The following is a 26,179-nucleotide window of genomic DNA, read 5'->3' as shown; positions in this document are numbered from 1 at the left end:
CTCCTAGTCAGGACCTCTGGCGCTCTTTCGCCGTCCAGCCCTGCTCAAGCAGGTCGAAGATCGTGGTGAGGGCCTCTTCGGCGTCGTCGCTGTGGCGGGCCAGGTCGCGTGCTTCGAGTGCGAAGCGGGCCAGCGCGGCGCAGGCGATGTCGCCTTCCGGGGCGCCGACGTCCTCGGCGATCGCTTGCGCCAGCGCGGTTTCGTGCCGGAGCCACATGCGGTGCGCGTAGTCGCGTAGCGCGGGGGTTTCCTCGACCATCCGGAAGAACCGGGCGCTCTCGGGCGTACCCGGAACCTGGATCACGCCGCCCAGCAAGTGTTCCTTGAGCGCGCCCGGGATGCTCTGGCCGGGCTCGCGCTCGCGGACGGCCGCGAGCAGTTCCGCTTCGATGTCGTCGTCCCGGTCGAAGACCAGTGCTTCCTTGCTCGGGAAGTGCTTGAACAGCGTCGTCACGGCCACGTCGGCGGCGTCGGCCACATCCTTCACGCCCACCGCGTCGTACCCGCGTTCGAGGAACAGGCGCAGGGCCGCGTCGGCCAGGGCCTCCCGCGTCTGGGCCTTCTTGCGTTCGCGGCGGCTGGTCGGTTCTCCCACGTCAGGAACCCTAGCAAGAACGTGTATCGACAGCAAAAGACTAGTGATTGCACTTTTGTAGTGAGTGTGCTTTTATGACGGTGTCCGCACCGCCGGGAAGGAGTGATCACCATGAGTCGAATCGCTGTAGTAGGGGCTGGTCCGGGAGGGCTGGCCTGCGCCCGCGCGCTCCACTTGCACGGCCTCGACGTGACTGTGTTCGAGCGGGAGGCGTCGCGCGACGCGCGCTGGCAGGGCGGCACGCTCGACCTGCACGAAGAAACCGGCCAGGCCGCTCTGCGCGCCGTGGGCCTGTTCGACGGGTTCCTCGCGAAAGCCCGGCCGGAGGCGCAGGACCTGCGCGGGGTGGACCCGTTCACCGCGGAGATCGTCTTACACCAGCCGCCGAGCGCCGGGGACGTCTCCGCGCCCGAGATCGACCGAGGCGATCTGCGCACGCTGCTGCTGGATTCCTTGCCCAGTAACGTGATCCGCTGGGGGAGCGCGGTCGAGGCTGTGACGCCGCTCCCCGGCGGCGGCGCCCGGCCGGCCCTCATGGACGGGACGGCCGAGGACTTCGACCTCGTCGTCGGCGCCGACGGCGCCTGGTCGCGCGTCCGTCCCGCCGTCTCCTCGGCGGTGCCGGAATACCTGGGCGACAGCTTCGTCGAGTGTCGGCTGGAGGACGTCGACGCTCGCTACCCCGAGCTGGCGCGGCTGGTCGGCCCCGGCTCGTTCGTCGCGAAAGCCGACGGCAAAGCCCTGTTCGTGCACCGCACGAGCGCGGGCGAGATCCTTGCCTACGCCCGGCTCGCCGTGCCGCGGGACTGGTACGTCACCGCCGGGGTCGACCTCGCCGACCCCGAATCGGTGCGCGCGCATCTGCTCACCGTGTTCGGCGACTGGCACGGCACGATGCTCGATTTCCTGCGCCACAGCAGCGAATTCGTCAACCGCGCGCTGCACGTCCTGCCCGTCGGGCACACGTGGGAGCACGTCCCCGGGGTCACGCTGCTCGGCGACGCCGCGCATCTCATGCCCCCGATGGGTATCGGCGCCAACCTCTCCCTCGTCGACGGCACGGACCTCGCCGCCGCCATCGCCTCCCACGCCGACCTCGACGAGGCCGTACGCGCGTACGAAGCCACGATGCTGCCCCGCGCGGCCGCCGCCGCCCAAGCCTGCGTCGAACTGACGGCCGCGCTGAACAACGGCAGCGGGGTCAGCGCGAACGACGCCCGGAAGGAGCTCAACGACCGCATCCTGCGGCGCTGAGCCGGGAAAGGTGACCGGAAGCTGTCATCCTTCCCTTATCGGACAAACATCCATGCGATCATCGGCTCTCCGTGAGGATCACTGGGGAGAACAGCATGCAGTCACTGGGTCCGTCGGCTCCGCGGCAGGTCGGGGCGTACCGGGTGCTCGCCGAACTGGGGCGCGGCGGGATGGGCCGGGTGCTGCTGGGCAGCGGGCCGGACGGGCGGCTGGTCGCCGTGAAGCTGGTGCACGAGCAGTTCGCCGCGGACGAAGGGTTCCGGGCGCGCTTCCGCCGCGAGGTGGACGCTTCCCGCGCGGTGTCCGGCGCGTACACCGCCGCGGTCGTCGACGCCGACCCGGACGCGCCCACCCCGTGGCTGGCGTCGGTGTTCGTGCCCGGGCCTTCCTTGCACGACACGGTGGCGGCGGTCGGCGCGCTGCCGGAGGAAGCGGTGCTGCGGCTGGCGGCGGGGCTCGCGGCGGCGCTCGTGCAGATCCACCGTGCCGGGCTGGTGCACCGGGATCTCAAGCCCTCCAACGTGTTGCTGGCCGACGACGGCCCCCGGGTGATCGACTTCGGGATCGTCCGGGCCGCCGACGGGGACCGGGCCGGAGACCTGACCCGCTCGGGCTGGCTGGTCGGCTCGCCCGCGTTCATGTCGCCGGAGCAGGCGAAAGGCGAGCCGGTGACGGCGGCCAGCGACGTCTTCTCGTTCGCCTCGGTCATCGTCGCGGCCTGCGCGGGGGACAGTCCGTTCACCGACGCGTCGACGCTGCAGACCCTCAACAACGTCGTGCTGACCCGCCCCGACCTGTCCGCGCTCCCGGCCGCGGTCCGGCGCGTCGTGGAACCGTGCCTGGCCAAGGAACCCGCGGACCGGCCGACGCCCGCGCGGCTGGTGAAGTCGATCGGCGAGATCGCTCCGGCGTCGCGGCCGTGGCCGGCCGGGGTGCACCAGCTGATCGCGGGACGGCAGGCCGACGTCGCCCGGATCCTCGACCCTGTACCGAATCCGACGCTCCAGTCCGGCCCGGTGACGCTGATCGAGACCAAAGTGGACACTGGAGTCCCGCCAGGGCCACGCTCGCGAGGCTGGCCGAAGTACGCCGCGGCTGCCGCCGCCGTGGTGCTGGCGGGCTCCCTGACGTGGGCGCTGTGGCCGTCGCCCCAGGCAAGCCCGTCTCTTTCGGCGCCGGAAACCACGCAGGCGCTCCCGTCCTCCCCGGCGCTCCCGTCCTCACCTGCGCTTCCGCTGGCGGGGGTGATCATGAGCGCGACGCCGGTGCTGCTGGCGAAGTTCAGTCCGGACGGTCACACGCTCGCGACCGTCCACGCCGACGCGACCGTGCAGCTGTGGGACGTGGCCAGCCGGCGCCAGATCGGGCAGATCCTCGGTCCGTTCGGGGAGGACAACCCCAGCGACCTGGCGTTCAGCGCGGACGGCCGCACCCTGGTCGTGGCCGAGCGCGGTGTGGAGAGTGCCGTTGTGCGGCAATGGGATGTGGCCAGCGGGCGCCAGGTCGGCGGGACGCTGGACGTCGAGGCCGGTGGCTCCACGGACGGGGTGATGCTCACCGGGGACGGCCGGGTCGCGGCCGTCCCCAGCCCCGACCACGAAACCGTGCTGCGGCTGTGGGACGTGGCCAGTGGCAAGCAGGTCGGCGCGATCACCGGCTCGAGGTACACCGTCTACAGCACCTTGTTCAGCCCGGACGGCCACACGATGGCCGTCTCCAAGGACGACGGACTCGTCCTGTGGGACTGGACCCGGCAGCAGCAGATCGGCCACTCGATCGACGTGCCGGGGGGTTTGAGCGACTACGCGTTCACCTCCGACGGTGCCCGGCTGGTCACCACGAACGCGGAGGCCACGGCCCCGGTCGTGCGGGTGTGGGACACCGCCAGCCAGAACCAGCTGCGCCAGCCCGTGACCCTCGCCGGTGGCCCGGGTTACCTGGCCGCGCTCAGCCCGGACGGGCGCACCGCGGCCACCATCGATTTTCGCCCCGAGAGCGGCGACGGACCCGGAACCGTCACGCTGCGGGACCTCGGCGACGGCAGGGAACTGGCCAGGATCGACGGCGTCGCCAGCGCCGCCTTCAGCCCCGACGGGCGGACCCTCGCCACCGCGGGGGCGGACCAGAACGTGCGGCTGTGGACCGTGCCCGCCTAGAGATGGCCGTGAATCCCGTTCATTGAAACGATCTCGTTGCCCCGTGCCAGCCCCACTCGCCATGCTGTCCCCCTGACGACGCAGGAGGACACGACGTGGTGGCCGAAGAACCTGACAACAGCGAACTCGTGACCCGGCGCCGGATCGCCGTGATCGGCGGGCTGACCGGGCTGGTGCTCTTCCTGGCCGTGCCGGCGTTGACGGCGTTCACGACGCTGTTCGACGGCAAGGTCGGGCCGGTGGGCGCGGGGTACGTCGCGGCGGCCTTCGCGATCCTGTTTCCCTTGGCCGGAGCCCATTTCTACACCCGGTGGGCCAACCGCTGGGAGGACCGCCGGTGAACGTCCTCGCCGTCGTGCTCGTCGCGGCCATCGTCGCCGTCACGCTCGGGATCACCAGCTACGCCGCCCGCCGCAACCGCACCACCGACGACCACTACGTCGCGGGCGGGCGCGTTTCGGGCTGGCAGAACGGGCTCGCGCTCGCGGGCGACCAGCTCTCCGCCGCCTCGTTCCTCGGCATCACCGGCGCCGTGGCGCTCACCGGGTTCAGCGGCGTGTACCTCGCGCTGGGCATCCCGATCGCGTACCTGCTGGTGATGCTCGTGATCGCCGAACCACTGCGCAACCTCGGCCGCTTCACCCTCGCCGACGCGGTCGCCGCCCGGTTCGACGGCAGGCTGCTGCGCGGGGTGCTGGCGATCGCGTCGCTCGTGCTTTCGATCGTGTACATGGTGATCCAGTTCGTCGGCGCGGGCGTGCTGGCGCAGCTGCTGCTCGGCGTGAGCTTCCCGGTGGCGGTGATCGTGATCGGCGTGCTGATGACCCTCTACACCTCGATCGGCGGCATGGTCGGCACCACCTACATCCAGGTGTTCAAGGCGATCCTGCTGATCGCGACGGTGCTGGTGCTGCTGGTGGTCGTCATGGCGCGCACCGGCTGGAACCCGTTCGGCCCGATGATCGAGGCCGAGCGCGCGCACGGCGCCGCGGTCGTGACGCCTTCGCATTCGAGCGTCGCCACGGGGCTCAACAACGTGTCGCTGAACCTCGGCCTTGCCCTGGGGATCATGGGCCTGCCGCACGTCATGGTGCGCTTCCTGACCGTCCGCGACGCGCGCGCCGCCCGCAGTTCCGCGCAGCTCGCGATGTGGATCTTCGCGGTGTTCTTCCTGCTGCTGCCCATTTTCGGCTACGCGGCGCTGAACGAAGTCGGCCGCGACCAGATCGTGCACGACAACAAGGCGGGCAACCTCGCCGCGGCCAGGCTCGCCGAGGTGGTCGGCGGGAACGTGCTGTTCGCGGTGGTGGTCGGGGTCGTGATGGCGACGATCCTCGCCGTGCTGGCCGGGTTGTCGATCGCCTCGTCCGGCGCGGTGGCGCACGACCTGTACAACACGGCGTTGCGCGGCGGGCAGGTCAGCCCGCGGCGGCAGCTCGTCGTGAGCCGGGTCGCGGGGGTGGGCATCTCCCTGGCCGCGATCCTGCTCGCGCTGGGGCTGCAGTCCTGGAACATCGCGTTCCTCGCCAACGTGGCGTTCGCGATCGCGGCCAGCACCACGATGCCGGTGCTGCTGCTGACGATCTACTGGCGCGGCTTCAACCGGGTCGGCGCGACGGCGGGTCTCGTCGGCGGGCTCGTGGTGTCCGTCGGGCTCGTGCTGATCGGCCCCGACGTGATGGGGTCCGCGCACCTGTTCCCGCTCACCATCCCCGCGCTCGTCTCCGTGCCCGCCGGGTTCCTGTGCTGCTGGCTCGGCAGTCTCGCCGGCCGCAAAAACCCCGCGGCGCAAGGAGTTCCCTACGACGAGCTCGCGGCGCGAGCCTTCCCGCGCCGGGGCAGGGCGAAGGAAGCCGAGGTCGTTCCGTGACCTACACGACCAGCACCGCTTTCCTGGAGGCGCTGGGCGAAGCGGGTGTGCGGTACCTGTTCGCGAATCTGGGCAGCGACCATCCCGGACTCATCGAGGCCTACGCCCGCGCGCGGGCGGACGGCGGGGCTTCGGCGTTCCCCGAGCTGGTCGTCTGTCCACATGAGAGCGTCGCCTTCTCCGCGGCGCAGGGCTACGCGCAGGTCAGCGGTGAGCCGCAGGCGGTGCTGGTGCACGTCGAATGCGGCACGCAGAACATCGGCGGCATGCTGCACAACGCGGCGAAGGGCCGGGTACCGGTGCTCGTGTTCGCCGGCGCGTCCCCGGTGACCCAGGAGGGCGAGCTGCCCGGCGGCCGCAACGAGTTCATCCAGTGGATCCAGGACGTGCACGACCAGCGGGGGATCGTGCGCGGCTACACCAAGTACGACAACGAGATCCGCACCGGGCACAACGTGAAGCAGCTGGTGTTCCGTGCGCTGCAGATCGCCCGCAGCGAACCCGCCGGGCCGGTGTACCTGATGGGCGCGCGCGAGGTGATGGAGTCCGGGATCCCGCGCCAGGAGACCGATCCCGCGTGGTTCGCCCCCGTCGAGCCGGCCGCGCTGGCACCGTCCACAGTGGAGCTGATCGCGGAAGCCCTTGCCGGGGCGGAGAACCCGGTGATCGTCACGTCCTATCTCGGCCGTGACCCGGAAGCCGTGCCCGCGCTGGTGCGGCTGTGCGAGCTGGCCGCGGTGCCGGTGATCCAGTCGGTGCCGATGTGGTTCAACTTCCCGTCCGGGCATCCGCTGCACTGGGGGTTCCAGTGGAACACCACCGGGCCGAACCCGTTGCTCGCCGCCGCGGACGTGGTGCTGGTGCTGGGCAGCGACGTGCCGTGGATCCCGTCGGAGAACCGGCCGGACGCGGCCGCGCGGCTGTTCGTGGTGGACGTGGACCCGGTCAAGGAGCAGATGCCGCTGTGGCACGTGCCCGCGGAATGCTTCGCGCGCGCGGATCTCCGCACCGCCGTGAACCAGCTGGCCGACGCCTTGCGTGGCCGCGTCGACCGGTCGGCGGTGGCCGATCGCGGAGTGCGCGCGGCCGGGGAGCACCGGGCGTACCAGGATGCCGTCGCCGAACGGGAACGCACGAACGGCGAGCGCATCACGGTCGAGTTCCTGCTCGCCTGCGTGCGGGAAGCGATCGACGACGAGACGCTGGTGCTGACCGAGGCGATTTCGGGCTACCAGGCGGTATGCGACCACATCCACCGCCGGCTGCCGGGCTCGCTGATCGGCTCCGGCGGCGGTTCGCTCGGCTGGGCCGCGGGCGCGTCGATCGGCGCGAAGCTGGCCGCGCCGGAGCGCATGGTGGTGTCCATTGTGGGCGATGGGTCCTACCTATTCGGCGTTCCCTCCTCGGCGCAGTGGGTCGCGCGCCGGTACCACGCCCCGAGTCTGACGATCGTGCTCGACAACCGGGGCTGGAAGTCGCCGAAGCTGTCCACGCTGGGGGTGCATCCCGAGGGCATGGCCGCGCGCAACGACGACTTCAACGTGAGCTTCGAGCCGGAGGCGGACCTGCCGGGCATCGCGGCCGCCGCGGGTGGCGCGTGGGGCCGCACCACCCGCGTGGCCTCGGACGTCGAGCGTGATCTGGACGAGGCGCTCAAGGCTGTCCGAAATGGACGGTCCGCGGTGCTTTCCGTGCACCTGGACCGGGTCTGAGGGTCAGAACGGGTAGCCCGCGACGTCCCCGCGCGCGGTGACCCAGCGGGTCTCCGTGAACGCCTCGATGTTGGCCGCCGCGCCGCCGAACCGCGAGCCGGTCCCGGAAGCCGCGACGCCGCCGAACGGGGCCAGCGCTTCGTCGTTGACCGTCTGGTCGTTGATGTGCGCGATACCGGTGGGGATCCGGTCCGCCAGCGCGAGGCCCTGGTTCACGTCCGCGGTGATGATGCCCAGCGAAAGGCCGTATTCGCTGTCCGACGCGAGGCGCACGGCTTCGTCCACAGTGGAGAACTTCGCGACCGGGGCGACCGGGCCGAACACCTCCTGGTCGTACGCCGGCACGGACGGGCCGGCCCCGGCGAGCACGGTGGCCTTGTAGAAGAGGTCCTCGTAGGTGCCGCCGGCGGCGAGTTTGGCGCCCGCCTCGACGCTGCCGGTGACGAGCCCGTGGATCTTGTCGCGCTGGGCGGCGTCGATGATCGGGCCGAGCGCGACCTCGTCGGTGGCGGGGTTGCCGACCGGCAGGTGCTCGGCCTTGGCCGCGAGCCGCTCCACGTACTCGTCGTAGCGCGAGGAGTGCACCAGGTGCCTGCCGGTGGTCATGCAGATCTGGCCCTGGTGGAAGAAGGAACCCCAGGCGGCGGCGCTCATCGCGGCGTCGAGGTCGGCGTCTTCGAGCACCACCAGCGCGGAGTTCCCGCCCAGTTCCAGGTGCGCGCGCTTGAGGTGCCTGCCCGCGAGTTCGCCCACCGCGCGCCCGGCCGCCGTCGAACCGGTGAACGAGATGACGCGGACGTGCGGGTCCTCGACCATCGCCGCGCCGGTGTCCGCGCCGCCGGGCAGCACATGCAGCACCCCGGCGGGCAGCCCGGCTTCCTCGAAGATCCGGGCCAGCGCCACGCCACCACAGACGGCGGTGCGCGGGTCCGGCTTCAGCACGACGCTGTTGCCCAGTGCCAGCGCGGGAGCGACCGAGCGGATGGCGAGGATCAGCGGCGCGTTGAACGGCGAGATCACGCCGACGACCCCGGCGGGCACGCGGCGCACCATGCTCAGCCGCGGCGCCTCGCTCGGCAGCAGCTCGCCCACGGAGTGCGACGGGAGCGCGGACGCCTCGAAGCATTCCTGCGCGGCCACGTGCAGTTCGAAGTCCGCCTTGCCGGGGATGCTCCCGGCCTCGCGGATCAGCCAGCCCTTCAGCTCCTCGGCGTGCTCCTGCCACAGCTCGCCCGCACGCCGCAGGATCGCGGCCCGCTCTTGGAAAGGCGTTGCGGCCCAAGCGCTTTGGGCTTCCGCGGCGCGTGTCGCCGAAGCGTTCACATCCGCCGGGGAGGCGAGCCCGGTGCGGCCCAGCTCCTGCCCGGTGGCAGGCTCCACGACGGGCGCGTCTCCGCCCGCCGCGCGTGTCCAGTCGCCGGTGAAGACCCGGCTGGTCCACTTCTCCTCGTCGAGAAAGGTCACGGTCACTCCCGCGTTCGCGTCGTCGTTGCCACCATCCAAGTGGCAGGCGTGATCGCGCGCAGCAGGCCTTTCACTCAGCGGGAGACGGCCAGGGAACCACCTCGTAGCGGCCGGGCCGGGCTCCTTCGATGAGCGCGCCCACCTTGTCGCGGGTGGCGGCGATGAGCCCGTTTTCCTTGGTGGCGCGGGAGAAGGACTCCTCGTCCGCCCAGTGCATCTGGTTGATCACCTGCGTGCCGTCCACGCTGCGGAGCAGGTGCATGGACTTCAGGCCGGGGATCACGGCGGGATCACCGGCCCCGACGATGCAGTCGACCAGTGCCTGCTGGTTTTCCGGCCGCACGGTGAAGACGTTGATCGCCAGGATGCCGTCGCCGGTGGGGAGGATGTTCATGGCTCTCACGCTAGGGCCGGAACTGTGCCAGATGTGTAACACTTACGCGCGTGCCCGAAGCCCGGCGCCGGGGTGATGCCCGGCGCAACGACCAGCTCATCCTCGAAGCCGCCGCGCGGCTGCTGGCGGCCGATCCGCGGACGACCATCCAGGCCGTCGCGGACGAGGCGGGCGTCGTGCGGCTCACCGTGTATCGCCGCTATCCCAACAAGAACGCGTTGCGGCGGGCGATCTTCGAGGCCGCCGCGGAGGAGGCGCATCGCGTGGTCACCGGCACGCTCGCGCGCGATCTCGGCGCGGTGGAAGCGTTACGGGAGCTGATCATCGGGATGGCCGCCATCGCGCGGCGATATCCGCTGCTGTCGGTGGGCACGGATCTGCAGCCCCTGCCCGGCGACGCGCGGCGTCCCGTGCCGCCGCCGATGAGCGGGGCGATGCAGCGCGCGGTACTCGAGCTGATCCGGCGCGGGCAGCGGGAGGGGAGTCTGCGCGCGGATCTGCCCGCGGAGTTGCTGCCGCAGGCGATCGTCGGCACGCTGCGCACGACGCTGCGCTTCGCCCGGAGCCTCGGCTCGGATCCCGCGCGCCTCGGCGCGCAGGTGGCGGATCTCCTGCTCGGCGGGTTCGCCCTCAGCGATAAAGAACACGTGTTCGACGACCGCCCTTGACACTGCATCGAACGAATGTTCGACTATACTGATGCGGTGGGACGGTCAGCGCGCGGGCAACGATCCGCAACAGGCATTGCCCGGGCTCGACGGATTGGTGCGCTCGGTGCGTTCCCCGGAGTTCCAGGGCATCACTTTCCATGAGGTGCGAGCGCGTTCGGTGCTGAACCGGGTGCCGGGCCAGTCCGTGGTCCCGTTCAGCTGGACGGTGAATCCCTACCGGGGTTGTTCCCATTCCTGCGTCTACTGCCTGTCCGGCGACACCCCGATCCTGATGGCCGACGGCCGCACGAAACCCCTCTCCGCCGTACGCGTCGGGGACGAGATCTACGGCACCGAGACGCGGGGCGCTCGGCGGCACTACGTCCGCACCACGGTGCTGGCGCACTGGCGCACGCGCAAGCCCGCCTACCGCGTCGAGCTGGCGGACGGCACGCGGCTGGTCGCCGGTGGTGATCACCGTTTCCTGTCCGACCGAGGCTGGAAACACGTCAGCGGCGGGGAAAACCGGCCGCACCTGACGGCGGGCGCCCGGGTGATGAGCACCGGTGGTTTCCCCGCGCCGCCCGAGCGGAACGAGGCCTACGTCCGCGGCTATCTCCACGGCACCGACGGCCTACTGGACGACCACGGGCGCAAGGGTTTCCTCGCGGGCGTCTTCGACACGGCGGGCACGTACGCGGAGGGAACCCTGCGCCTGCACGCCACGGATCCGGAGACGACCGAGGCGATCTGCTTGGCGCTCAAGCATCTCGGCTTCTCCGCCGCCATCGAGGACAGCGGCGTGCGAGTACTCGGGGGACTCGGCGAACATCTCCGCTTCCTGCACACCGTCGCCCCGGAGGAGGCGCGGAAGCTCGCGCTCGACGGCGCCCCGGTGGACGCTTCGCTCGAAGTGCGCGCGGTGACGTCACTGGGCGTGGAGCTGCCGATGTTCGACATCACGACCGGCACCGGCGACTTCATCGCCGACGGCGTGGTGAGCCACAACTGCTTCGCCCGCAACACGCACACGTATCTGGATTTCGACTCCGGCGCGGATTTCGACTCGCAGGTGGTTGTGAAGGTCAACGCCGCCGAGGTGCTCGCCTCGCAGCTGCGCCGCCCGTCGTGGCGCGGGGAGCACGTCGCGATGGGCACGAACACCGACCCGTACCAGCGGGCGGAGGGGCGCTACCAGCTCATGCCCGGCATCATCCGCGCCTTCGCCGAGCACGGCACGCCGTTCTCGATCCTCACCAAGGGCACCACGCTCAGCCGCGACCTCCCGTTGCTCAGCAGCGTGTCGGCGGAGGTCGACGTCGGGCTCGGGGTGTCGATCGCCGTGCTGGACAGGGAACTGCACTCGAGCGTCGAGCCGGGCACGCCGAGTCCGCAGGCCCGCCTCGAACTCGTGCGGCGGATCCGGGACGCGGGCCTGCCGTGCGGCGTGATGATCGCGCCCGTGCTGCCCGGGCTCACCGATTCCGACGAGCACCTCGACGCATTGCTGGCCGCGGTCGCCGACGCGGGCGCCACCAGCGCGACGGTCCTGGCGCTGCACCTCCGGCCCGGCGCCCGCGAGTGGTACGCGCAATGGCTGGCCCGCGAATTCCCGGCGCTCGTCCCGCGCTATCGCAAGATCTACGGCCGGGGCAGCTACGCGCACGCGAGCTACCGCCGCACGCTCGCCGCGCGGGTCGGGCCGTTGCTGCGGCGGTACGGGTTCGGCAGGGAAGACGAGGCGTCACACCGGGTTCCCGAGCCGCGCGAAGCCGAGCCCGCCCCGCGAGCGGAGCAGATGCGGCTGCTCTGAGAACCGCTCCGAGAACCACTCCGAGAAACCTGGTGGCGCGCCCCCCAGGCACGTTCGTTAGCCTTGACGCGCAGTAATTCCCCTGCTAGCCACCTGCCTTCGAGGAGAGCAACCGCAGTGCTACGCACCCACGAAGCCGGCACCCTGCGTGCCGGTCAAGCCGGACAGATCGTCACGCTCACCGGGTGGGTCGCCCGGCGGCGCGATCACGGCGGGGTGATCTTCATCGATCTGCGCGACGCCAGCGGGGTCGCCCAGGTCGTCTTCCGCGAGGGCGAGATGGCCGAGCGCGCGCACCAGCTGCGCTCGGAGTACTGCGTCAAGGTCGTCGGCGAGGTGAGCAAGCGCCCGGACGGCAACGAGAACACCGAGATCCCCACCGGCGAGATCGAGGTGCTGGCCACCGGGCTCGAGGTGCTGTCCGAGGCCGCGGTGCTGCCCTTCCCGATCGACGACCGGGTCGACGTGGGGGAGGAGGTCCGCCTCAAGTACCGCTACCTGGACCTGCGCCGCAGCGGCCCGGCGTCGGCGATGCGGCTGCGCAGCGAGGTCAACCGCGCGGCCCGCGAGGTGCTGCACGCGCAGGACTTCGTCGAGATCGAGACCCCGACCATGACCCGTTCCACGCCCGAGGGCGCGCGGGACTTCGTGGTCCCGGCCCGGCTTCGGCCCGGCTCCTGGTACGCGCTGCCGCAGTCGCCCCAGCTGTTCAAGCAGCTGCTGATGGTCGGCGGCATGGAGCGCTACTACCAGATCGCGCGCTGCTACCGCGACGAGGACTTCCGTGCCGACCGGCAGCCGGAGTTCACCCAGCTCGACATCGAGATGAGCTTCGTCGAGCAGGACGACGTGATCAAGGTCGGCGAGGACATCGTCGCCGCGCTGTGGAAGCTGATCGGGCACGAGGTGCCCCGGCCGATCTCGCGGATCACCTTCGCCGACGCGATGGCCAAGTACGGCACGGACAAGCCGGACCTGCGCTTCGGGCTCGAACTCACCGAGCTCACCGACTACTTCACCGACACCCCGTTCCGCGTGTTCCAGGCGCCCTACGTCGGCGCCGTGGTGATGCCCGGTGGCGGCAGCCAGCCGCGGCGCACCCTCGACGCCTGGCAGGAGTGGGCGAAGCAGCGCGGCGCGAAGGGCCTGGCGTACGTGCTGATCGGCGAGGACGGCACGCTGTCCGGCCCGGTCGCCAAGAACATCTCCGAGACCGAGCGCGAGGGCCTGGCCGCGAAGGTCGGCGCCAAGCCGGGTGACTGCGTGTTCTTCGCCGCCGGCGCGCCGACGTCGTCCCGCGCGCTGCTCGGCGCGGCGCGCGTGGAGATCGGGCACCGGCTCGGGCTGATCGACGAGAACGAGTGGTCGTTCGTCTGGGTCGTGGACGCGCCGCTGTTCGCCCCGGTCGACGAGATCGGCGACGACGTGGCCGTCGGCTCCGGCAAGTGGACCGCCGTGCACCACGCGTTCACCTCGCCCACCCCGGAGTGGATCGACAAGTTCGAGCAGGACCCGGGCAGCGCGCTCGCCTACGCCTACGACATCGTCTGCAACGGCAACGAGATCGGCGGCGGGTCCATCCGTATCCACCGCGCCGACGTGCAGAAGCGGGTCTTCGAGGTGATGGGGCTGTCCGAGGAGGAGGCCCAGGAGAAGTTCGGCTTCCTGCTCGACGCGTTCCAGTTCGGCCCGCCGCCGCACGGCGGCATCGCCTTCGGCTGGGACCGGATCACCATGCTGCTCGCCGGTGCCGAGTCGCTGCGCGAGGTGATCGCGTTCCCGAAGACCGGCGGCGGCTACGACCCGCTGACCGGTGCCCCGGCGCCGATCACCGCGCAGCAGCGCAAGGAGGCGGGCATCGACGCCAAGCCGCCGGTGAAGCCCCAGCCCCAGAACTGAACCGGCGCGCGGTGGCGCGCCCGCGGGCGCGCCACTGTGGCGGCTCTCACCGCGTGACCGGGCCTTCTCGCGGGGCTGGTCGCGCCGGTGATCTTGGGCCGGCCCGGGTTACTTGACCGTTCTTGGCTCGATTCTTTGTGGTGAGGCCGGTGCGCGCGCTAGTAGGGTCGAAGACGATGACCGTGGACACTTCCGAAGAAGGCACCGCCGCCGAAGGCGCAGCCGGAATGGCGGCAACCACCTTGGCGGCACAAGCGGTCGAAGCCGGTGAAGCGGTGCTGGCGCACCGGTTCGGCAGCTCCATCGACCTGGTCGAGCCCGAGGTCCTGCCCGGATCGGGCCCCGCGACGGTGGTGCGCGCCCGTATCGCGACCTCGCCCTTCGGGCTCCCGCGGACACTGGTGATCAAGCACTACCCGGAGCCTGCCCCGAAGGGCGCGCCGGACCCGTTCGCGCAGGAGGCGGTCAGCTACCAGCTGTTCACCGCGCTGCCCCCGGAAGACAGGATGTGCCCGGAGCTGCTCGCGCACGACGGGCCGCGCCGGGTGCTGGTGATCGACGACCTCGGCCGCGCGCCAACGCTGCAGGACAAACTGCGTGGCGGTGACGCCCGCGCGGCGGAGCGTTCGCTGCTTTCCTGGGCCCGTTCCCTCGGCCGCATGCACGCCACCACGGCCGGCCGTGAGGCCGATTTCGACGCGCTGCTGCGCCGCCTCGGCGGCCCGGTCAAACACGAGGACAGCACCCCGGTCACGGCCTGCGAGCAGCTGCCCGGACTGCTGGCGGAACAGGTCGGCGTCAGCACGCCGGACGCCGTCCGCGAGTTCGCGGCGGGCGCGCTGAAGCGGGCCAAATCCCTGCTGTACCGCGCGTTCAGCCCGGTGGATCTCAGCCCGGACAACAACCTCGTCACCAGCGGCGGGGTGCGGTTCCTCGACTTCGAACGCGGCCGCGTGCGCAACGCGCTGATCGACGCCGCGCACCTGCGCGTGCCGTTCGCGTCCTGCGCCGAGCCGCGGGCGCTGCCCGCGGGCATGAGCGAGGCGATGGTCGCGGCGTGGAGCGCCGAGGTCACGCAGGTGTGGCCGGGACTGGCGGACAACGAGGTGCTGTCCGCGCATCTGCTGGATCACCAGCTGCTGCTGGTCTGGGTGAACACCTGGAGCGCGCTGTCCGGCACCGGCGACAAACCCGCCGCGCTCGTCACGTGGTGGCACAACCTCGAAGCGGCCGCGAGCGGCGAGCTGGCCGCGTACGCCGGCAGGGTCGCCGAGGCGCTCGACGCCCGCTTCGGGCCGGCGCTCGAGCTGCCCCTGTATCCGGCGTTCCGGTAATTTCCTCTCGCGGTACCGGGCTCGTTACCCGGTGCTCACCGCTGGTGAGCTTGCGTGTCCGATGGTCTGTAGTCGTGACCGCGGTGAGCGAGCAGATCCCCCTGACCCCTCTACCCCGCCGGGCCGAGCGGCTGGCAGTTCTCGGCGATTCCACGGCAGTGGGCCTCGGTGACCCCGTGCCCGGCCGTGGCTGGCGCGGTGTCGGCCCGTTCGTGGCGGCCGCGCTCGGCATCCCGCCGGGCGGTTATCTCAACACCGCCTTCACCGGCGCCCGGATGAACTGCGTGCGGACCGACCAGCTGCCCGCGGCGGCCGCGCACCGGCCGGACGTGGCGCTGGTGATCGTCGGGATGAACGACACCCTGCGCTCGGATTTCGACGCGGGTTCGATCGCCCGTGACCTCGAGCAGGTGGTGGCCACGCTGGCCGGGCTCGGCACCATCGTCGTGCCGGTGCGCTTCCACGACCACGGCCGCGTTTTCCGGCTGCCGGGCCCGATCCACCGTGCGCTGAAGGCGCGCATCGACGAGCTGAACGCGGCGATCGAGTCCGTGGTGGCGCGGCACGACCTGCCCTGCCTCGACCTCGACGCGCTGCCCGGCGCCTACGACCTGGCGTCGTGGAGCGTGGACCGGCTGCACCCGTCCGAACTCGGGCACCGGATGCTCGCCGACGGGCTGACCACGGCGCTGGCGGGACACGGCGTGCTGGTGGCGGAGCCGGTGAGCCTGGAGTGCTCCGGCGGCATCCGGCCGCGCACCATCGACCACGTCGGATGGCTTGTGCTGAAAGGGCTTCCGTGGCTGTGGCGGCGGGGCCGGGACCTGCTGCCCTACGCCTTCAGCATCCTGTTCGCCGCGGCCGTCGCGGCGTGGCGGGACGATCAGCCCTTGCCGCCGGTGCCTCCGGTCGAGTCCGCCCCGGCGCCGGTCCAGCGGGCCTCGTAACCGGTCGCACTGAAACGCCTGCTGAGCCAGGTCCGCGAAGTCCTGCGGCGGTGATGTCGGACCTCGCCATTACGGTGGGAGATGTGCAGCAGGACGAACTCTTCACCGTCAACCCCGAGGTGAGCCCGCCGGATCCGGTGGGCGAGCCCGCCCGGCCCGTGGTGCCGCCCGGCTCGCCGCTGGCCGTGCGGATGCGCCCGCGGACGCTCGACGAGGTGGTCGGCCAGCAGCATCTGCTGCGGGAAGGCGCGCCGCTGCGCAGGCTCGTGGAGGGCGCCGCGCCCGCGTCGGTGCTGCTCTACGGTCCGCCCGGCACGGGAAAGACCACGCTGGCGAACCTCGTCTCCACGGCCACCGGCCGCCGTTTCGTGGCGCTGTCCGCGTTGTCGGCCGGGGTGAAGGAGGTGCGCGGGGTCATCGAGGAGGCCCGGCGGCGCCGGATGTACAACTCCGAGAACACGGTGCTGTTCATCGACGAGGTGCACCGGTTTTCCAAGACCCAGCAGGACGCGCTGCTCGGCGCGGTCGAGGACAGGACGGTCCTGCTCGTCGCCGCCACCACGGAGAACCCGTCGTTCTCGGTCGTCTCCCCGTTGCTCTCGCGCTCGCTGGTGCTGCAGCTGCGCCCGCTGACGGACGAGGACGTGCGCGGCCTGATCCACCGCGCGCTGGCCGACGAACGCGGCCTCGGCGGCGAACTCGAACTGACCGATGAGGCCGAGGAACACTTGGTGCGCCTGGCATCCGGCGACGCGCGCCGGGCGCTGACGGCACTGGAGGCGGCGGCCGACGCGGCGGCGGCCACCGAGCACCGCACGATCGGCCTCGCCACCGTCGAGTCCACTGTGGACAAGGCGGCGGTGCGCTACGACCGCGACGGCGACCAGCACTACGACGTGATCAGCGCGTTCATCAAGTCCATCCGCGGGTCCGACGTGGACGCGGCGCTGCACTACCTGGCGCGGATGATCGAGGCGGGGGAGGACCCGCGGTTCCTCGCGCGCCGGCTCGTCGTGCACGCCAGCGAGGACATCGGGCTGGCCGATCCGACGGCGTTGCAGGCGGCGGTCGCGGCCTCGCACGCGGTGCAGTTCATCGGCATGCCCGAAGGCCGCCTCGCGCTCGCGCAGGCGACGATCCACCTCGCCACCGCGCCGAAGTCCAACGCGGTGGTCACGGCGATCGACGCCGCGCTGGCCGACGTGCGCGCCGGGCGGATCGGGACGGTGCCGCCGCATCTGCGCGACGGGCACTACGCGGGCGCGGCGAAACTCGGCAACGCGCAGGGCTACCGGTATCCGCACGACGTGCCGGAAGGCGTGCTGCGCCAGCAGTATCCGCCGGACGAGCTGGTCGGCCGGGACTACTACGAGCCGACCCAGCGCGGCGGCGAGCGGCCGCTGGCCGAGCGCGTGCCGAAGCTGCGCCGCACCATCCGGGGCGAGTAAAGGAGCTTTTACCGGGTGTTGACCGGTGGCTGGCCGACTGTATGCCCGCCGTTCAGCCCGAAGTCCCGGGCAGGGCATGCGCGGCGGCGAATATGCGCCCATGGAAATCCCGAGAGTAGGCCTCCCCGACACACTCGCATCCCGGCTCTCCATCGCCGAGCAGCACGAGTACCTCAGCCGCCGGTCCCTGCTGAAGGGCGCGGCCGCGGGCGGCGCGCTGCTCGCGGCCGGGCCGATCCTGCTGCCGCAGGCCGCGTACGCCGCCGGTGACCAGGTCGTCCCCACCGGCCGTCACCTCGCCTTCGGGCGCAACCCGCGCACCTCCGTCCGCTTCGGCTGGCAGGTCCCCACCGCGGTGCGCAACCCGTTCGTCCGCATCGCCGAGCGGAACGGCCAGTGGAGCCACAAGATCCCGGCCGAGCTGCGCGTGCTGCACTCCGAGGTGGCAGGCGTGATCGCGCCGCGCGACCAGTTCTACGTGCACGCCGAAGCGGACAAGCTGCGGCCCGGCGGCAGCTACCGCTACATCGTGGGGCACGACGGCTACGACCCCACCGGCACGTCCGGCTATCCCTTCGAGACCGCGCCCGCGCGCGGATTTCCCAGTGAGCGCTTCACTTTCACCGCCTTCGGAGACCAGGGCGTGAGCGCGCACGCGCTCGCGCAGGACGGCACGATCGCGAAGCAGAACCCGGCTTTCCACCTGCTGGCTGGCGACATCGCCTACGCCGACCCCTCGGGCGCGGGCCTGCCGATCGGCCCGGTCGCCGATCCGGCGCACGACGTCTTCGACCCCTCGGTGTGGGACTCCTACCTCGCCCAGATCGAGCCGGTCGCCGCGTCCGTGCCGTGGATGGTCACCACCGGCAACCACGACATGGAGGCGCTGTACTCGCCGGACGGCTACGGCGGCCAGATCGCGCGCTGGGACTTCCCGGGTTCCGGGCCCTCGGACTGCCCGAGCGTGTACTCGTTCATCTACGGCAACGTCGGCGTGATCTCGCTCGACGCCAACGACGTGTCGAACGAGATCCAGGCCAACCGCGGCTACTCCTCCGGCGGGCAGACCGCGTGGCTCAAGCGCCGCCTGAAGTTCCTCCGGCTGCAGTCCGATGTGGACTTCATCGTGGTGTTCTTCCACCACTGCGCCTACTCCACGACCAACCAGCACGCCTCCGAGGGCGGGGTCCGCGCGGACTGGGTGCCGCTGTTCGACCAGTACCACGTGGACCTGGTGATCAACGGGCACAACCACGTGTACGAGCGCAGCGACGCCTTGCGCGCCAACCACGTCACGCGCCCGGTGCCCATCGGCGGCAGCGTGGACCCGGACCGCGACGGCACGGTGTACGCGACCGTCGGCGGTGGTGGACGGAGCCTGTACAGCTTCCCGGTGGCCGACTCGTACCTCGGCCACGAGACCCCGCACACCGAGGTGCCTTCGTACTACTGGAGCCCCGACGGCACGAAGGTCACGGAGACCATCACCTGGTCCCGCGTGCGCTACACGGGCTACTCGTTCGTCGCGATCGACGTCGAACCGGCCTTCCGCGGCCGCAAGACGACGCTGACCCTGCGGGCGCTGAAGGAGGACGGCACCGAGATCGACCGGTTCACGATCGAGCGCACCGCGGGGCTCCAGCGCGGATTCAGCCACATCGGCGTGGGCTCCGACTCCGGCGACGAGTAACTAGTGTCTCGTGATCTTGTGGTCTTGACGCGCGGGTGTGTTTGCCCGCCAGGGCGCCGAGTTGGCCCCTGGCGTCGCCGAGTTGGCTCGGGGCGTCGCCGAGTTGGCTCGGGGCGTGGCCGAGTTGGCCGACCGCTGCCGCCGTGGGCAAACTCAGCGACCGGACCGGCAAAATCAGTGACGCAGCGGGCAAACTCACCGACCGCACGGGCAAACACGGCAACATAAACCGGACAGGGTCACGAAACACGAAACACTAGGGGAGGAACAACGTCGAATCGCCGAACTCGTGCCAGAGGTAGCGGCGGTCGACGGCGGCCTCGTACGCGGCTTCGACCAGCCCGCGGCCGGCCACCGCTTCGAGCAGGAGGAGGTGGCTGGCCTCGGGCGCGTGCAAGCCCGTGACGAGGCCGTTCACCACCCGAGCCGGGCGGTCCGGGCCGAGCACGAGCCCGGTCCACCCGGTCGCGGCGCGCACCTCGCCGTCCGGCGCGGCGCTTTCCAGCGCCCGCACCACGGTGGTGCCCACCGCGACGATCCGCCCGCCGGCCGCGCGCACCAGGTTCACCAGGCGCGCGGTGGCGCCCGGCACGGAAAACCTTTCCCTGGTGGGAGGTTCGTGCAGTTCCGGGCTGGACACCCCGGCGTGCAGCACGACCGGGGCGACGGTCACCCCGCGCGCCATCAGCCGCACCAGCAGCGGTTCGGTGAACGGGCGGCCCGCGCTCGCCATCTCCGCGCTGCCCGGCTCGGTCGCGTACACGGTCTGGTAGTCGCCGAGCGGATAGCGCCCGGCGAGGTAGCCGTAGCCGATCGGCCGACCGTGCCGGGGCAGGTAGTCGCGGGCCGCGACGGCCGGATCCGGGATCGCCCGCCACAGCCGGGAGATCTGCGCTTTCGGCTCCGGGTAAGGATTCTCGAGCGTCAGCTGGATCTCGCCGGGCAGTGTCAGCACGTCGCCGCGGCGGGCGGTGAGGTCGGGCCCGCTGCCGTCGAGCAGCCGGATCTCGACCACCCAGCTGCCGTCGTCCAGCGGGGTAGACACGTGCAGCGGGGCGCGGCTCCCGTCCTCCCGGCGCGCGTCCACGGCCGCGGGCAGCGTCGCCGAAGTGTTCACCACGACGAGGTCGCCGGGCGCCAGGAACGACGGCAGATCCCGGAAATGCCGGTGCTCGATGGGTTTTCCGGCCTGCGCCACCAGCAGCCGCACGCCGTCCCGGCACAGGCCGCGGCGTTCGGGCGGGCTGCCGGCTTCGCTGTCCGGCGGGAGCGAGAACTCGATCGTCATGCCGGCACCCCGAGGTCGGCGGCCCGGTAGCGGCCGCTGGGCAGGTCACCCTCGATGAGCCGGAACAGGGCGGGCACGACCGTTTCCGGGCTCGGCCGGTCGGAGATGTCCTCGCCGGGAAACGCCAGCTGGTGCATCGCGGTGTTCATGTCGCCGGGATCGACGGAGTAGACCCGGATCTCCGGTTCCTCCGCGGCGAGGATCGCGGTCAGCTGGTCCAGCGCCGCCTTCGAGGAGCCGTAGCCGCCCCAGCCTTCGTACGGTTCGACGGCGGCGTCGGAGCTGATGTCGAGAATCCGGCCGCGCGCCGCGCGAAGCCCGGGCAGGAGCAGCTGGACGAGCGCGAGCGGCGCGAACGTGTTGACGGCGTAGACGTGTTCGAGCTCCGCGAGCGGGTAGTCCGCGAGCCGGGGCATCGGGCTCGGGCCGAGCGCGCTCGCGTTGTTCACGAGCAGGTTCACGCCATGGTGTGTCGTTTCGGCGAGCTGCCGCCGGTGCGCGGGGTCGGTAACGTCGCCGGGGACGAAGGTGACACCGGGCAGGCTCGTGAGTTCCGGGCCCGGCCGGCGGGCGTCGGCGGCGACGTGCCAGGCACGCCGCGAAAGCTCCCTGGTCAAGGCCAGGCCGAGGCCGCGGGAGGCGCCGGTGACGACCGCGGTCGGCTGCGCTGTGGTCATGAGCCCAGGATGAAACCTCGACCTAACTGGAAGTCAAGGAAAGGACCAGCGATGACGACGGTGGCCGTGCTCGGGACGGGGATCATGGGGCGGCCGATGGCGGCCAACCTGCTCGGGGCCGGGCTGTCGGTGCGCGCGTGGAACCGCACGCGCGTGAAGGCCGAACCGCTGGGGGAGCAGGGCGCGCAGGTCTGTGACTCCGCCGCGGAAGCCGTCCGGGGCGCGGATTTCGTGCTCACCATGCTTTCCGACGGGCCCACCGTGCACGAGGTCGTGTCCGGCGCGCTCGGCGAGATTCCCGCGGACGCGGTGTGGGTGCAGATGAGCACGGTCGGGGACGAGTGGACGGGCAAGCTCGCCGCGCTGGCGGGCAAAGCGGGCCTGGCGTTCGTGGACGCGCCCGTGCTGGGCACGAAACAGCCTGCGGAACAAGGAAAACTCGTTGTGCTCGGCGCCGGCCCCGACAAGCTGCGCGAGCGCTGCGCCCCGGTGTTCGATGCCGTCGGCGGCCGCACGATCTGGGTCGGCGAGACCGGCGCGGCCAGCAGGCTCAAGCTCGTCGCCAACGCGTGGGTGCTCGCGCTGACCAACGCGACCGCGGAAAGCGTCGCGCTCGCCGAAACCCTCGGCGTGGACCCGAAACTGTTCCTGGAGTCGATCAAAGGCGGCGCCCTCGACGTGCCCTACGCCCACCTCAAGGGCGGCGCGATGATCTCGGGCGAGTACCCGCTGGCCTTCCCCGCGAAGCACGCCGCCAAGGACGCGCGCCTCGTGCTCGGCGCGGCCGGCGACGGTCACCCCGATCTCGGCGCCGCGCGCGCCGCGCTCGCCCATCTGGAAAAGGCCATCGAGCAGGGTCACGGCGACGAAGACATGGCCGCGCTCTATTACGGCACACGCTGACCGCGACGCGCGGCAGGCCCGACCGGCCTCCACGCGCGACGCACGGTAGCCTGACCGGCATCCGAGCCGCCGCCTTTACGAGGAGGAACCCGTGTCGGCAGGGCAGATCGCCGCGCTGATCGCCGCTGGTGCATTCGTGCTGTTGGTGGTGCTGCTGGCGATCCCGTTGATCAAGCTCGGCCGCACGCTGGACGAGGCCACGATCGCGATCCGCAAGGCGCACGAGAACACCGACCCGCTGCTGATCGGCGCGAACGACACGATCACGCACGTCAACACCCAGCTCGAGCGGGTGGACGGGATCACGGCCAACGCGCAGGCCGTCAGCGGCAACGTGTCGGCGCTGTCGTCGGTCTTCACGGCCACGCTGGGCAGCCCGCTGGTCAAGACCGCCGCGTTCTCCTACGGCGTGAGCAAAGCGATCCGCGCCCGCCGCAAGGCGAAGACGGGCGCGGAGGGCCGGCACACGCGCCGTGGCGGGAAGGCCACGTCATGAAGCGGTTATTCTGGATGGGGGTGGGCGTCGCGACCGGTGTCGCGATCTCCCGCAAAGCCAACAAGACGGCTCGTCAGGCCACTCCCGCGGGGCTGGCCTCGAACCTGGGTGACGCCGTGTCGGAGCTGGCAGGCGCCATCGGGTCGTTCGGCGCGGACATCCGCGCCGGGATGAGCGAACGCGAGCAGGAGTTGCGCGAAGTGGTGGAGCACGCTTCCGGGGTCCCGGTGGCCCGGCCGCTCGAAGGCCGCCACGCCGCGCGCCCCCGTCCGGCGCGAGCGCGCCGGGCGGAGAGCTGACCACGCCCGCTCTCCGCCGTCGCCGCACCCCGATTCCCGGCGCGGCGCTCGCGCGCCCTGCCGCCAGGCCCAAGGAAAAGACCAGTGGAAACACACGAGATCAACAAGCGCTTCCTCGACCATTTCGAGTCGAAGGGCCATACCCGCGTGCCCAGCGCGTCGCTCATCCTGGACGACCCGACGCTGCTGTTCGTGAACGCGGGCATGGTGCAGTTCAAGCCGTACTTCCTCGGTGAGGTCCCGCCGCCGTACCCGCGCGCGACCAGCATCCAGAAGTGCGTGCGCACCGGCGACATCGACGAGGTCGGCAAGACCACCCGGCACAACACCTTCTTCCAGATGGCGGGGAACTTCTCCTTCGGCGACTACTTCAAGGAAGGCGCCATCTCCAACGCCTGGGAGCTGATCACCAACTCGGTCGAGAACGGCGGCTTCGGGCTGAACCCGGACAAGCTGTGGGCCACCGTGTGGGAGCACGACGCGGAGACCACCGCGTTGTGGCGCAAGGCCACCGGCATCCCCGAGGAGCGCATCCAGCTGCGCGGCGCCGACGACAACTACTGGGACATGGGCGTTCCCGGTCCCGGCGGGCCCTGCTCCGAGATCTACTACGACCGCGGGCCCGAGCACGGCCGCGAGGGCGGCCCGGCGATGGACGAGGACCGCTACCTGGAGATCTGGAACCTGGTCTTCATGCAGGACGTCCGCGGGGACGTCAGCCCGAAGAAGGGCGGCCCGGTGCTGGGGTCGCTGCCGAAGAAGAACATCGACACCGGCATGGGCGTCGAGCGCGTCGCGTACCTGCTCCAGGGCGTGGACAACGTCTACGAGACCGACCTGGTGCGCCCGGTGATCGCGAAGGCCGAGGAGTTCTCCGGCCGCCGCTACGGCTCCGACCACACCGACGACGTCCGCTTCCGCGTGATCGCCGACCACGCCCGCTCCGGCGTGATGCTGATCGGCGACGGCGTGACCCCGGGCAACGAGGCGCGCGGCTACGTGCTGCGCCGCCTGCTGCGCCGGATCGTGCGCTCCATCCGCCTGCTCGGCGTGCACGAGCCGGTGCTGCCCGAGTTCGCGGCCGTGGTGCGGGACGCGATGGCGCCGTCGTACCCGGAGATCGCCCGCGACTTCGACCGCATCAGCGACGTGATGCGCGTGGAGGAGGAGACCTTCCTCGCCACGCTCACCAGCGGTTCGCGCATCTTCGACCTCGCCGCCGAGCAGACCAAGTCCTCGGGTGGCTCGGTGCTGGCCGGGGACAAGGCCTTCCAGCTGCACGACACCTACGGCTTCCCGATCGACCTGACCCTGGAGATGGCTTCCGAGCAGGGCCTCGAGGTCGACGAAGAGGGCTTCCGCAGCCTGATGGAGGAGCAGCGCCAGCGCGCGAAGGCCGATGCCGCGTCCCGTAAGAAGGGCCACGGCGACCTGTCGGTCTACCGCGAGCTGCTCGAGAAGCACGGCGAGACGGACTTCCTCGGCTACACCGACCTGCAGTCGGCCTCGCGGGTCATCGGCCTGCTCAAGGACGGACAGGGCGTGCGCAGCGTCAAGGCCGGGGACAAGGCCGAGCTGATCCTGGACCGCACCCCGTTCTACGCGGAGAGCGGTGGCCAGGTCGCCGACACCGGCGTGCTCGTCGGCGAAGGCGGCGAGGCCAAGGTCCTCGACGTGCAGAAGATCGTGCCCGGGCTGTGGGTGCACCGCGTCGAGGTGACCGAGGGCGAGATCGGCCTCGACACCGAGGTGACGGGCTCGGTCGACGCGGGCCGCCGCGGTTCCATCGAGCGGTCCCACTCCGCCACGCACCTCGTGCACGCCGCCGTCCGCGGCGCGTACGGCCGCCGCGCCGCGCAGGCCGGTTCGCTGAACTCGCCGGGCCGGATGCGGTTCGACTTCACCACCCCGGGCCCGGTGTCGGCGGACATCCTCACCGAGGTCGAGGAGGAGGTCAACGACTACCTCCAGACCGACGTCGAGGTGCAGTCCTACGTCACCACCAAGGACAAGGCGCTCGAGCTCGGCGCGATAGCGCTGTTCGGCGAGAAGTACGGCAACGACGTCCGCGTGGTCGACATGGGCGACTACTCGCGTGAGCTGTGCGGGGGCACGCACGTCGGCCGCATCGGCGAGCTGGGACTGGTGAAACTGGTCTCCGACTCGTCGATCGGCTCCGGCGTGCACCGCGTCGAAGCGCTCGTGGGGCAGGACGCGCTGAAGCACGTCCGCAAGGAGCAGCTGCTGGTCTCGCAGCTGGCGAGCACGCTCAAGGTGCCGACCGCCGAGCTGCCCGGCCGCATCGACGACGTGCTCTCCCGGCTGCGCGCGGCCGAGAAGGAGATCGAGCAGCTGCGCACGCAGCAGGTGCTCGGCTCGGCGGGATCGCTGGCGGACAAGGCTTCCGACGTCAACGGCGTGGCGCTGGTCGCGGAGCGGGTCGACGGCGGCGTCGACGCGAACGGCCTGCGCGCGCTCGCGATGGAGGTCCGCGCCAAGCTCGGCTCGCGGCCCGGAGTGGTGGCGCTTTTCGCGCCACAGGGCGAAAAAGTCAGCTTCGTGGTCGCTACCACGGAAGCCGCGCGCGACAAGGGTTTCGCGGCGGGCAAGCTCGTGCCCGCCTTCGCTCCCGCGGTGGGAGGCCGCGGTGGCGGCAAGGCGGACATGGCCCAAGGCGGCGGCACCAATCCTGGGGGAGTGGACGAGGCGGTCACCGCGCTGCGGACCGCGGTCGCCGGCGGGTGAACGCGCCGGAAGCCGACCGGCCCGGGGAGCAGGATCCCGGGGCCGGCCGGAGGCTTGCCGTGGATGTCGGTTCCGTCCGGGTCGGGGTCGCGCTGAGCGATCCCGCCCCCTTCCTGGCAACCCCGCTCGTTACCCTGTCGCGGGACGAACGGGCCGAGAGCGATCTGGACCAGCTCGCGGGGCTCGTCGCCGAGCACGACGTGGTGGAGGTGATCGTGGGATTGCCGAGGACCCTCGCGGACCGCCACGGCACGGCGGCCGAGATCGCCGTTGCCTACGCGGCCAGGGTCGCCGACCGTATCTCTCCGGTTCCGGTACGGTTGGCCGACGAACGCTTGACCACAGTGAGCGCGGCCCGCATGCTGGCGCAGCGCGGGGTTCGGGGGCGCAAGCAGCGCGCGGTGGTCGACCAGGCCGCCGCGGTGGAAATTCTGCAGGGCTGGCTGGACGGCCGGGCCGCGTACCTGGCTCGGGAGGGCCGACAGTGAGCCGAGACCTACCGCCGCCCCCACCCCCGGGCGGCCGACGCAGGCCGCCCGGGGGTG

General features: G+C 71.3%; 22 protein-coding genes. 17 read left to right on the top strand and 5 right to left on the bottom strand.

Annotated features, from left to right (window positions below; all coding sequences use genetic code 11):
* Positions 1-7: 7 nt before the first annotated feature.
* The gene (locus tag FPZ12_RS40250; RefSeq protein ID WP_144756674.1) at positions 8-595 is read right to left on the bottom strand and encodes a TetR/AcrR family transcriptional regulator; all 588 of its coding nucleotides are present in this window, start codon (positions 593-595) and stop codon (positions 8-10) included.
* A gap of 111 nt (positions 596-706) precedes the next feature.
* Between FPZ12_RS40250 and FPZ12_RS40245 the strand changes: the two genes are divergently transcribed.
* The 5 genes from FPZ12_RS40245 to FPZ12_RS40225 all read left to right on the top strand — a co-directional run bounded on the left by FPZ12_RS40245 (position 707) and on the right by FPZ12_RS40225 (position 7,587).
* On the top strand, positions 707-1,849 hold the full coding sequence (locus tag FPZ12_RS40245) for an FAD-dependent oxidoreductase (RefSeq protein WP_144756676.1): 1,143 nt from the start codon (positions 707-709) through the stop codon (positions 1,847-1,849).
* 95 nt (positions 1,850-1,944) lie between these two features.
* Positions 1,945-4,005, top strand: coding sequence for a WD40 repeat domain-containing serine/threonine protein kinase (locus FPZ12_RS40240; RefSeq protein WP_144756678.1), 2,061 nt, complete (start codon positions 1,945-1,947; stop codon positions 4,003-4,005).
* A 98-nt stretch (positions 4,006-4,103) separates the two neighbouring features.
* On the top strand, positions 4,104-4,346 hold the full coding sequence (locus FPZ12_RS40235; RefSeq protein ID WP_144756680.1) for a DUF485 domain-containing protein: 243 nt from the start codon (positions 4,104-4,106) through the stop codon (positions 4,344-4,346).
* Positions 4,343-5,875 carry a solute symporter family protein gene (locus tag FPZ12_RS40230; RefSeq protein WP_144756682.1) on the top strand — a complete coding sequence of 511 codons (1,533 nt, stop codon included), beginning with the start codon at positions 4,343-4,345 and terminating at the stop codon, positions 5,873-5,875. The genes FPZ12_RS40235 and FPZ12_RS40230 overlap by 4 nt, the downstream gene beginning before the upstream one ends.
* Positions 5,872-7,587 (top strand): thiamine pyrophosphate-requiring protein, encoded by a 1,716-nt coding sequence (locus FPZ12_RS40225; protein WP_144756684.1) that lies wholly within the window; start codon positions 5,872-5,874, stop codon positions 7,585-7,587. The genes FPZ12_RS40230 and FPZ12_RS40225 overlap by 4 nt, the downstream gene beginning before the upstream one ends.
* Positions 7,588-7,590: 3 nt before the next feature.
* On the opposite strand, the gene FPZ12_RS40220 is transcribed toward FPZ12_RS40225, so the two are convergent.
* Positions 7,591-9,051 carry a benzaldehyde dehydrogenase gene (locus tag FPZ12_RS40220; protein WP_144756686.1) on the bottom strand — a complete coding sequence of 487 codons (1,461 nt, stop codon included), beginning with the start codon at positions 9,049-9,051 and terminating at the stop codon, positions 7,591-7,593.
* Positions 9,052-9,121: 70 nt separating this feature from the next.
* Complete coding sequence (locus FPZ12_RS40215) at positions 9,122-9,445, bottom strand: antibiotic biosynthesis monooxygenase family protein (protein ID WP_144756688.1); 324 nt, start codon at positions 9,443-9,445, stop codon at positions 9,122-9,124.
* A gap of 50 nt (positions 9,446-9,495) precedes the next feature.
* Here FPZ12_RS40215 and FPZ12_RS40210 point away from each other — a divergent pair, with 50 nt between their 5' ends.
* The 7 genes from FPZ12_RS40210 (at position 9,496) to FPZ12_RS40180 (ending at position 19,226) form a co-directional block, all read left to right on the top strand.
* Positions 9,496-10,113 (top strand): TetR/AcrR family transcriptional regulator, encoded by a 618-nt coding sequence (locus FPZ12_RS40210; protein WP_144756690.1) that lies wholly within the window; start codon positions 9,496-9,498, stop codon positions 10,111-10,113.
* Between the two features lie 31 nt (positions 10,114-10,144).
* Positions 10,145-11,908, top strand: coding sequence for an intein-containing Rv2578c family radical SAM protein (locus FPZ12_RS40205; protein ID WP_208026176.1), 1,764 nt, complete (start codon positions 10,145-10,147; stop codon positions 11,906-11,908).
* A 117-nt stretch (positions 11,909-12,025) separates the two neighbouring features.
* Positions 12,026-13,807, top strand: coding sequence for an aspartate--tRNA ligase (aspS, locus tag FPZ12_RS40200; RefSeq protein WP_144756692.1), 1,782 nt, complete (start codon positions 12,026-12,028; stop codon positions 13,805-13,807).
* A gap of 176 nt (positions 13,808-13,983) precedes the next feature.
* Complete coding sequence (locus FPZ12_RS40195) at positions 13,984-15,141, top strand: phosphotransferase (RefSeq protein WP_144756694.1); 1,158 nt, start codon at positions 13,984-13,986, stop codon at positions 15,139-15,141.
* A gap of 83 nt (positions 15,142-15,224) precedes the next feature.
* Entirely contained in the window at positions 15,225-16,088 is an 864-nt protein-coding gene (locus FPZ12_RS40190; RefSeq protein ID WP_424923696.1) for an SGNH/GDSL hydrolase family protein, read from the top strand.
* A gap of 83 nt (positions 16,089-16,171) precedes the next feature.
* A complete protein-coding gene (locus tag FPZ12_RS40185; RefSeq protein ID WP_144756696.1) occupies positions 16,172-17,536 on the top strand; it encodes a replication-associated recombination protein A in 1,365 nt (454 codons plus the stop codon).
* A gap of 100 nt (positions 17,537-17,636) precedes the next feature.
* The gene (locus tag FPZ12_RS40180; protein ID WP_144756698.1) at positions 17,637-19,226 is read left to right on the top strand and encodes a purple acid phosphatase family protein; all 1,590 of its coding nucleotides are present in this window, start codon (positions 17,637-17,639) and stop codon (positions 19,224-19,226) included.
* Positions 19,227-19,482: 256 nt separating this feature from the next.
* Here the strand turns inward: FPZ12_RS40180 and FPZ12_RS40175 are convergent, their stop codons facing one another.
* Positions 19,483-20,514, bottom strand: coding sequence for an S-adenosylmethionine:tRNA ribosyltransferase-isomerase (locus FPZ12_RS40175; protein ID WP_144756700.1), 1,032 nt, complete (start codon positions 20,512-20,514; stop codon positions 19,483-19,485).
* Entirely contained in the window at positions 20,511-21,191 is a 681-nt protein-coding gene (locus FPZ12_RS40170) for an SDR family NAD(P)-dependent oxidoreductase (RefSeq protein ID WP_144756702.1), read from the bottom strand. Before FPZ12_RS40170 ends, FPZ12_RS40175 begins: the two co-directional genes overlap by 4 nt.
* 51 nt (positions 21,192-21,242) lie before the next feature.
* Here FPZ12_RS40170 and FPZ12_RS40165 point away from each other — a divergent pair, with 51 nt between their 5' ends.
* The 5 genes from FPZ12_RS40165 to ruvX all read left to right on the top strand — a co-directional run bounded on the left by FPZ12_RS40165 (position 21,243) and on the right by ruvX (position 26,122).
* Complete coding sequence (locus FPZ12_RS40165; RefSeq protein WP_144756704.1) at positions 21,243-22,094, top strand: NAD(P)-dependent oxidoreductase; 852 nt, start codon at positions 21,243-21,245, stop codon at positions 22,092-22,094.
* 91 nt (positions 22,095-22,185) lie between these two features.
* On the top strand, positions 22,186-22,590 hold the full coding sequence (locus tag FPZ12_RS40160; protein WP_144756706.1) for a DUF948 domain-containing protein: 405 nt from the start codon (positions 22,186-22,188) through the stop codon (positions 22,588-22,590).
* Complete coding sequence (locus FPZ12_RS40155; RefSeq protein WP_144756707.1) at positions 22,587-22,889, top strand: hypothetical protein; 303 nt, start codon at positions 22,587-22,589, stop codon at positions 22,887-22,889. Before FPZ12_RS40160 ends, FPZ12_RS40155 begins: the two co-directional genes overlap by 4 nt.
* 84 nt (positions 22,890-22,973) lie before the next feature.
* On the top strand, positions 22,974-25,634 hold the full coding sequence (gene alaS / locus FPZ12_RS40150) for an alanine--tRNA ligase (RefSeq protein WP_144756709.1): 2,661 nt from the start codon (positions 22,974-22,976) through the stop codon (positions 25,632-25,634).
* Positions 25,631-26,122 (top strand): Holliday junction resolvase RuvX, encoded by a 492-nt coding sequence (ruvX, locus tag FPZ12_RS40145; protein ID WP_144756711.1) that lies wholly within the window; start codon positions 25,631-25,633, stop codon positions 26,120-26,122. Before alaS ends, ruvX begins: the two co-directional genes overlap by 4 nt.
* Positions 26,123-26,179 lie beyond the last annotated feature (57 nt).

This window comes from Amycolatopsis acidicola (genome assembly GCF_007713735.2).
GTDB classification, from domain to species: domain Bacteria; phylum Actinomycetota; class Actinomycetes; order Mycobacteriales; family Pseudonocardiaceae; genus Amycolatopsis_E; species Amycolatopsis_E acidicola.
This window is presented reverse-complemented; position numbering and strand designations above follow the sequence as displayed.